Raw genomic sequence first — 7,241 nt, 5'->3', positions numbered from 1 at the left:
TATACGGGCACGTACGCACGCGGCGCGACTGCTTCCGGACGATACGGCAGCGCGAGCGTCGGTCAGGCGTACAACCCGTACACCGGCGCCTATGGCGCAACCCGTCAGGGATCGAATGCTTACGGGCAATGGGGCAGTTCGGTCGTGACGAAGGGCAATCAATGGGCCGCGACCCAGCACTCCACCACCGCGAATGGTTCGGTCGGGCGTTACCAGAATTCAGCGGGCGGCAAAGCGGTGGCCGGCAGTACGGCGAACGGCAGAGCCGTCGCTGGCAAGACCGCCAACGGCGATCTCTATGCGGGACGTGACGGCAACGTCTACAAGAACACCGGCGGCAGCTGGCAGAAATACGACAACGGTTCGTGGAACACGGTGAACAAGCCGACGGCGCAATCCGTATCGCCAAAGCCATCGTCCACGCAGACGCAGCGAACGACCGCCGCGGCGAATGCCGGGGCAATGCAACAGAACGCGCAGAAGACCCAGCCGGCACGTGCCACGAGCGCGCAATCGACTAACGCAGCCGCAACGCCAGGGAATGGCCAGAACGCGCAGCAGCCGCGCCCTGCTGCGGCGCAGCCCAACAATGCGCGAGCGTCGCAACAGGCCCTGCAATCAGGGCAGCCATCGCGTCCTTCCCAGGCACAGGGCGCGGCGAGACCCGTCGCGCAGACCCCATCGCCTTCTGGCGGCAATGCGCGGCCCGGCAATGCGCAGCCCTCCTCCAACGATCTGAATCAACAGATGCAGAACCGCCAGCGAGGCGCTGCCCAAACCCAACGCTACGCTCAATCCGGTGGCGCAGGCGGGGCGGCGGGCAATGGCATCGGCGCAAGGGGCGGCGGCGGTGGCTTCCGCCGCTAACGCCCCCCCGGCATAGCCGCACACGACGGCCAACCAGGAACGGCGATGACATTCGGGCGGCAGCGTGATCGCACCGGACGCTTGCGCATCGGCAGCATGGCGCTGCTCCTTTGTCTGCTCGTACTCGACGTTTTCGTCGTGCCGTTCGCCCTCGTGCCGAATAGCTTCCTCGTGCGAATCGCGCGAGACGTCCTGCTGTCGCTGATTCTGCTCAGTGGGATCGCGGCTGTGTCGGATAACCGCAGGCAATGCGTGACGGTCTCGGTGGCCGCCGGCGTGGCCATCATGATTCGCAGCACCGCGTGGCTTTTCCCGCTGGACAGGATCGCAGGCCTGCTCGACGTCACGGCGCTTCTGTCGCTCGCCATTCTCGGCGCGGTGGTCGGCATCAAGGTATTCGGTACGGGTCGCGCAACGTTCGACCGCATCCTCGGTGCGGTGGCGTTGTACATCCTGACCGGCGTGGTGTGGGCGGAGGCTTATCAACTCGTCAATAGCCACATACCGGGTTCTTATGCGGGCATAACACATGAGAGCGCGCCACACGATCGCGCCACCTGGCTCTACTTCAGCTTCGTCACATTGACGACAGTCGGTTATGGCGACATCACGCCGGTCACTCACATCGCAAGATCACTTGCGATTCTCGAGGCGCTGATCGGCCAGCTTTATCCCGCCATCGTGCTAGCACGGCTCGTGTCGCTGCACGTCGCCGCCGACGACCACGGCAAAGATCCGTCATGAACCATCGCCGTTCAAGTGCCGTTTGTCCGCGCGATATTGGACCAAGGTCCAATTGTCTTTAGGTCTCGCCAACACCACTATTTATTTCAACCAACGTGAACGGACAGCAACATCGGCCGCCCGATCACACAGCGTATCCGAGCCGCGAACCATCCGACGCGCGAGCCGCGTTTCTAACGTGACGTCATTTCCCTGAATGGAGCACGAACATGTTCAAGTACCTTCGGCTTGCCCTTGCTATTCCCATGCTGCTAGTCGCGGTTTCCTGTTCGACGCAACAGCAGGCGGGCGCGGCGCCTGGAACCGACCCGGACCTCGAGGCGAAGGCGCGCGCGTCGCTGCAACAACTGGCCACCAGTGCACCGCGGACGCAACAGCTTCAGAAACTGGCCAAAGCCGTGCTGGTATTCCCCGACATTCTGAAAGTCGGATTCATTGCCGGAGCGCAGGGCGGCAAGGGTGTGATGTTCGCGCCTGACGGCACGGTGATGGGGTACTACACGGCGCGTGCTGTTTCCTACGGGCTGCAGGCCGGCGGCCAGACGTTCTCGGAAGCAATGTTCCTGATGACCGACTCAGCCATCAGTTACCTCAATACCAGCGACGGATGGTCGATCGGCATGGGCCCTAGCGTGGTCGTCGTGGACGCGGGGATGGGCAAGTCCATGACCACCACCACGCTTAAGGACGACGTCTATGCGTTCATCTACGGACAGCAGGGATTGATGGCGGGTCTTGGCGTGCAAGGTCAGAAGATCACTAAATACACGCCTTGATATTCGGGTGGAGCTTCGCCTGCGCAAGGTGAACATCGCGCAGGCGGAGTGTCGTCGTTGCAGTCCGCTTTCGGCGCGGCAGTGTGAATCCAACGAACCGAGGTCCAAACCATCATGATGCGTCTCAACTGGCTGGCAATGGTTCCGGCGGCCCTGTTCGCCAGTGCGGCCATCGCCCAGCAATATCCGATGCTCGACATGGTCGCCGGCAAAGTGATTCAGAAGTACCAAGGGGCAACCTGTGAGCAGTTGTGGCAGGAACGCGCGAAGAAAAACGCCCCCAGGCCGGAGCGGGAACAACAGGCGTTGCAGCTACTGCATGACGATCCGCAAATGCGTGCCGCGTTCATCGACAGAGTCGCCGCGCCGGTTGCCAACAAGTTGTTCGAGTGCGGCATGATCCCGTGATTGCAACTGTCGTCGGCATCGCCCGGCGGCACACGCCGCAAACGCATTGACTCCACGAGGCCCTGATGATTCACGCGAACCTGCTTCGGCGAATTGTGGTCATTGCGCTTGGCCTCGCGCTGACAACGGGCGGCTACGGGCAACAGCCGCCACACAGTTCCAAAGTGGCCGCGAAGACGACGGTGAAAAGCGCAGTGCCCGCGTTCAAGCCCGGGCTCGAGCCGCGTGCAGTCGATATTCTGAAGGCAGCGTGCGCCCGCCTCGCCGCGGCGCGTTCCATGTCGTTCACGGCGGTCGTCTCGTATGAAAGCCCGAGCCGCCTCGGCCCTCCCCTCGTCTACTCCACCCGCTCGGAAGTCGTCATGCAGCGCCCCGACAAGCTGGGAGTCGTGACGCTCGACGACGGCCCGGCTTCCGATTTCTACTACGACGGCAAGACCATGACGGCCGTCGCGCCCGCGGAGAAACTCGTCGCGGTTGCCGATGCACCACCCACGATCGACGCCGCACTGCAGGCCGCGTTCGATACCGGCGCGATCTATTTCCCGTTTACCGATGTCATCGTCGCGGATCCGTACAAGGACATTGCCGATGGCTTGACGACGGCGTTCTATATCGGCCAATCGAAAGTGGTGGGCGCAACGACGACGGACATGGTGGCCTACGTCACCGGAGGCGTGTTCGTGCAGATCTGGATCGGTGCGGAAGACAAGCTGCCACGGCGTATTTACGCCATCTATCTGAACGATCGCTTGCAGTTGCGTCACGTGCTGGAATTGTCCGACTGGCAATTGGATAGGCCTGTGGCTGCGGACGCTTTCACGGCGCCCGATATAGCCGGCGCGGCGCGCATCGCATTCGCGCGTCCCGACGCCACGAATGCGCCAGGAATGAAGCCGCCGCCGAAAGCGCTGCATCACAAAGTGCAGTGAGGAGACGAACATGAAGAACCTCGTCATCCATCTGGCGACGCTGCTAATGCCAGTGCTCGTCGCGGCCGATGCGCTCGCGTGGTCGCATGCGAACGCCTACGGCGGCGGTACTTATCACGCACCCGGCTCGGGCTCCACGACCCGCACCGATTTTGCCGGCGGCAGCGAAACCCATACGTATGGGCAAGGGACCACCGCGACCGGCCGCTACGGCGACACGGCGACCCATCAGGCCGGTTCGGGACAGACGACCGCGACCAATCCATATGGGGGCAGCGCCACCCACACATACGGCCAGGGCACGTCCGCGAGCAATGCATATGGCGGCAGCGCGTACCACGCGACGGGCTCCGGTTACACGAGCTATACGAGCGCTTCCGGAGCCACGGCGTATCACAGTGCTTACTACGGCGCGCGGTATCCGGCCTACCATCCGCCCGTCACCGTGAATACGTATGGTTCCGGGTGCTACAACTGCGGAGGCTGGTCCACGGCGGGCGCCGCCGCCGCGGGCGTGGCGGTCGGGGTCGCGGCGGGCGCCGCCATCGCCTCCGCCAACACGGCAGCGGCCACCTCGAACGCCTACAACGCGGGTGTGGCGGCAGGAGCCGCCGCCAATCCGGGCTTTGCCATGGGCGCGGTGTATGCCGTACTGCCGGCCGGCTGTGTTGCGCCGAATGTTCACGGCACGACGTACTACCTATGCGGCAACACCTGGTTCGCGCCTGCCTACGGCGCCAACGGCGTCTATTATCGTGTGGTGCCGGCGCCATGACACGCGGTGCTGGAACTCGACGCACCGGCATTCGATAACGACGGCCTGCACAGCGACATCGATTTTTCTTCGGCCGGCATCGAACGGCGCTGGCGTGCGGTTTACGAAGACACGGCCCGCTTACTGAAGCGCGCGCCCCGGCGGAACAGGCTGGACCCGATGGAAGGCCTCTCGGTCTTTCGCACAGCCTTGGCGGAACGCCAAAAATAATCGCGTCAACTCCGCAACAACGACTCGCGACCTCGGGCGCGGCATAGGCCGTGCGCGCCTGCTCACTCACCGCAAAACCCATTTGTACCTGGCACGCAACACTGTTTGTCCATGGCGGGTGTTCGAGATCGGCGCCAATGCGCCTAGATTTCATACCCATCGGAGCCACCGGCCCGATCAGCATTTTGATCCCAAGTTACTTATCCGGAGATTCAGCCATGAGCACATCACAAAAAGTCGTTGTCGTTACGGGCGCATCGCAAGGCATCGGCGCCGAACTGGTCAACGCGTTTCGCAAGCTCGACTACCGCGTCGTCGCAACCGCACGTTCGGTCAAGCCCTCGGAAGATCCGAACGTCCTGACCGTGGCAGGCGATATCGGCGAACCGGCCACCGCGCAGCGCGTGATCCGTGAAGCCATCGCCCGTTTTGGCCGTATCGACACGCTCGTCAACAATGCCGGCATCTTCGTCGCCAAGCCCTTCACCAGCTATACGGCCGAAGACTACGCAAAGGTCACCGCGGTGAACCTCAACGGCTTCTTCTTCATCACGCAGTTGGCCATCGCCGAGATGGAAAAGAACGGCAGCGGCCACGTGGTCAGCATTTCGACGAGTCTCGTCGACCACGCCATCGACGGCGTGCCCTCGGTGCTGGCCTCGCTGACCAAGGGCGGCCTGAACGCGGCCACGAAGTCCCTCGCCATCGAATATGCGAAGAAGGGCATCCGCGCGAACGCGGTCTCGCCGGGCATCATCAAATCGCCGATGCATGCGGAAGAAACTCATGCGGCGCTCGGCGCACTGCATCCTGTCGGGCATATGGGCGAGATGAGCGATATCGTGAACGCTGTCCTGTTCCTGGACTCGGCGCCGTTCGTGACGGGCGAGATCCTGCACGTCGACGGCGGCCAGAGCGCAGGCCACTGATCGCGCCGGGGCGCCGCCGACCGGCGCCCTCCACGTCAACCGAGCATTACGGAGAACGCCATGCCTATCGTCACAATTCAGGTGACCCGCGAAGGTTCCAAACCCGGCAACGATGCCGTCACGGCCGACGAAAAAGCCAGGCTGATTGCCGGCGTCAGCCAGGTGCTGCTGGACGTGCTGAACAAGCCGCTCGCAGCGACCTTCGTGGTCATCGAAGAAGTGGACATGGAGAACTGGGGCTGGGGCGGCTTGCCGGTCGGGGCCTATCGCAAGCAGCTAGCCCAGAAGCCGGGTTGAGCGTCGCAACGGAGTCGCTCCAACCCGTTGGGCTGTTAGTTTTCAGTTCGCGAACTGTTGCAGTTGCTCGATGCTCTGCTTCAGTTCGCGCTCCAGCTGGGCCATCAGTTCCACCGCCGGCAACGACCTTGCCAGCGCGGCGGCCTGGCCTGCCCAATGCGCGCCGTAGCCGAATTCGCCTTTCGCTTTCGCTGCCGCATTCAGTGCCTTACCGGCATCGTAGGCAATGGGATAGGCGGCCGGCTGGGGTGAACGCGGGTCGGCGCCGAGCGCCGTGAAGCTGTTCGCCATGCTTCTCGCCAGTCGCCCGGAGATCGCCGCCGTGAAAGTCGTGCGGCGCGCCGCCTCGCCAAGCAATGCGCGACGATAACCCTCGTCGATCGATGTTTCCCGGCACGCCAAAAAGGCGGTACCAAGTTGCGCGGCCTGAGCGCCGAGCGCGAGCGCTGCCGCGATGCCCGCGCCGTCCATGATGCCGCCGGCGGCGATCACCGGCAGCCGGCATTCCCTGACCAGCAAACGCGTCAGGGCGAACGTGCCCAGGCGGTCGTCGAATGCATTCGGGTCGAAGACACCGCGATGCCCGCCGGCCTCGATACCTTGCGCCACGATCGCATCCACGCCCGCTGCTTCGAGCTGCGCCGCTTCCTGCAGATTTGTCGCACTGGCGAGCTGCTTGATGCCCGCCTTCCTCAGTTCGGCGATCACGTCGGCGGACGGCAAGCCGAAGTGAAAACTGACGATCGCCGGCTTCTCCTCCAGAAAAACCGCCAGCATGGCGGGGTCCGCAAGGAAGCTCGTGTAGATCTCCGACAGCTTTGCTGGCGGCGTTGCCCCGTACTTTTCGAAATGCGGCGCAAGCCAGTTCAACCATTGCTGCTCGACCGCCGCGTCCGCTTGTGCAGGCTGATGGCAGAACACGTTGATGTTGAACGGCTTGTCCGTCAGTGCGCGCGTCTCCCGGATCACCTTGCGCGCGCCGTCGGCGTTCATCGCTCCAACGCCCAACGAACCGAGCCCGCCTGCGTTGCAAACAGCCGCGGCCAGTGCGGGCGTGGAGACGCCCGCCATCGGCGCCTGAATGATCGGTTTGTCGATGCCCAGCAAGGGCAGCAAGGCACGCGTGCCTGTCTGATCGGTCATGTCGCTTCCTCATCGAGTCTCACTACAATATAGTCCTCATATTCCGTACGAACCCTTGTTCCGCGCCGAACGCGGCCGAGCCGCCGCTGCGTTCCCGTCGCGGCCATTTCGGACGGGCGTTCCACCGCCCGACCAGACCGCGCTATCAGGCACCTCGCCG

General features: G+C 63.6%; 9 protein-coding genes and 1 pseudogene. 9 read left to right on the top strand and 1 reads right to left on the bottom strand.

Features of this window, described 5'->3' with window-relative positions; genetic code table 11:
• The 9 genes and pseudogenes from PQR54_RS15805 to PQR54_RS15765 all read left to right on the top strand — a co-directional run.
• Window positions 1-867 (top strand): annotated as a pseudogene (locus tag PQR54_RS15805) (hypothetical protein); the annotation flags it as partial.
• A gap of 45 nt (window positions 868-912) precedes the next feature.
• A complete protein-coding gene (locus PQR54_RS15800; protein WP_408247142.1) occupies window positions 913-1,611 on the top strand; it encodes a potassium channel family protein in 699 nt (232 codons plus the stop codon).
• Between the two features lie 209 nt (window positions 1,612-1,820).
• Window positions 1,821-2,387, top strand: coding sequence for a lipid-binding SYLF domain-containing protein (locus PQR54_RS15795; protein ID WP_408247140.1), 567 nt, complete (start codon window positions 1,821-1,823; stop codon window positions 2,385-2,387).
• 114 nt (window positions 2,388-2,501) lie between these two features.
• Window positions 2,502-2,795: a hypothetical protein gene (locus PQR54_RS15790; RefSeq protein WP_408247138.1), complete on the top strand. Its 294-nt coding sequence runs from the start codon at window positions 2,502-2,504 to the stop codon at window positions 2,793-2,795.
• A gap of 65 nt (window positions 2,796-2,860) precedes the next feature.
• Window positions 2,861-3,727 (top strand): DUF2092 domain-containing protein, encoded by an 867-nt coding sequence (locus tag PQR54_RS15785; RefSeq protein WP_408247136.1) that lies wholly within the window; start codon window positions 2,861-2,863, stop codon window positions 3,725-3,727.
• A 10-nt stretch (window positions 3,728-3,737) separates the two neighbouring features.
• Complete coding sequence (locus tag PQR54_RS15780) at window positions 3,738-4,502, top strand: hypothetical protein (RefSeq protein WP_408247134.1); 765 nt, start codon at window positions 3,738-3,740, stop codon at window positions 4,500-4,502.
• Window positions 4,503-4,508: 6 nt separating this feature from the next.
• Window positions 4,509-4,712, top strand: coding sequence for a DUF3734 domain-containing protein (locus PQR54_RS15775; RefSeq protein WP_408247132.1), 204 nt, complete (start codon window positions 4,509-4,511; stop codon window positions 4,710-4,712).
• Between the two features lie 218 nt (window positions 4,713-4,930).
• Complete coding sequence (locus PQR54_RS15770) at window positions 4,931-5,641, top strand: SDR family NAD(P)-dependent oxidoreductase (protein ID WP_408247130.1); 711 nt, start codon at window positions 4,931-4,933, stop codon at window positions 5,639-5,641.
• A 60-nt stretch (window positions 5,642-5,701) separates the two neighbouring features.
• Entirely contained in the window at window positions 5,702-5,938 is a 237-nt protein-coding gene (locus tag PQR54_RS15765) for a tautomerase family protein (RefSeq protein ID WP_408247128.1), read from the top strand.
• A gap of 42 nt (window positions 5,939-5,980) precedes the next feature.
• Here PQR54_RS15765 and PQR54_RS15760 read toward each other — a convergent pair whose 3' ends face one another.
• Window positions 5,981-7,081, bottom strand: coding sequence for an NAD(P)H-dependent flavin oxidoreductase (locus tag PQR54_RS15760; protein ID WP_408247126.1), 1,101 nt, complete (start codon window positions 7,079-7,081; stop codon window positions 5,981-5,983).
• Window positions 7,082-7,241: the final 160 nt, after the last annotated feature.

It is taken from the genome of Paraburkholderia phytofirmans, from assembly GCF_046028095.1.
GTDB classification, from domain to species: Bacteria; Pseudomonadota; Gammaproteobacteria; order Burkholderiales; family Burkholderiaceae; genus Paraburkholderia; species Paraburkholderia phytofirmans_A.
Note: the sequence above shows the minus strand (reverse complement) of the source record. Positions and strands in the feature narration are given on the sequence as shown.

Bases quoted from the DNA above. Each gene is read 5' to 3' on its own strand.
- PQR54_RS15785 (WP_408247136.1), top strand. From the start codon at position 2,861: ATGATTCACGCGAACCTGCTTCGGCGAATTGTGGTCATTGCGCTTGGC.
- PQR54_RS15780 (WP_408247134.1), top strand. From the start codon at position 3,738: ATGAAGAACCTCGTCATCCATCTGGCGACGCTGCTAATGCCAGTGCTC.
- PQR54_RS15790 (WP_408247138.1), top strand. From the start codon at position 2,502: ATGATGCGTCTCAACTGGCTGGCAATGGTTCCGGCGGCCCTGTTCGCC.
- PQR54_RS15800 (WP_408247142.1), top strand. From the start codon at position 913: ATGACATTCGGGCGGCAGCGTGATCGCACCGGACGCTTGCGCATCGGC.
- PQR54_RS15795 (WP_408247140.1), top strand. From the start codon at position 1,821: ATGTTCAAGTACCTTCGGCTTGCCCTTGCTATTCCCATGCTGCTAGTC.
- PQR54_RS15770 (WP_408247130.1), top strand. From the start codon at position 4,931: ATGAGCACATCACAAAAAGTCGTTGTCGTTACGGGCGCATCGCAAGGC.
- PQR54_RS15765 (WP_408247128.1), top strand. From the start codon at position 5,702: ATGCCTATCGTCACAATTCAGGTGACCCGCGAAGGTTCCAAACCCGGC.
- PQR54_RS15760 (WP_408247126.1), bottom strand. From the start codon at position 7,081: ATGACCGATCAGACAGGCACGCGTGCCTTGCTGCCCTTGCTGGGCATC.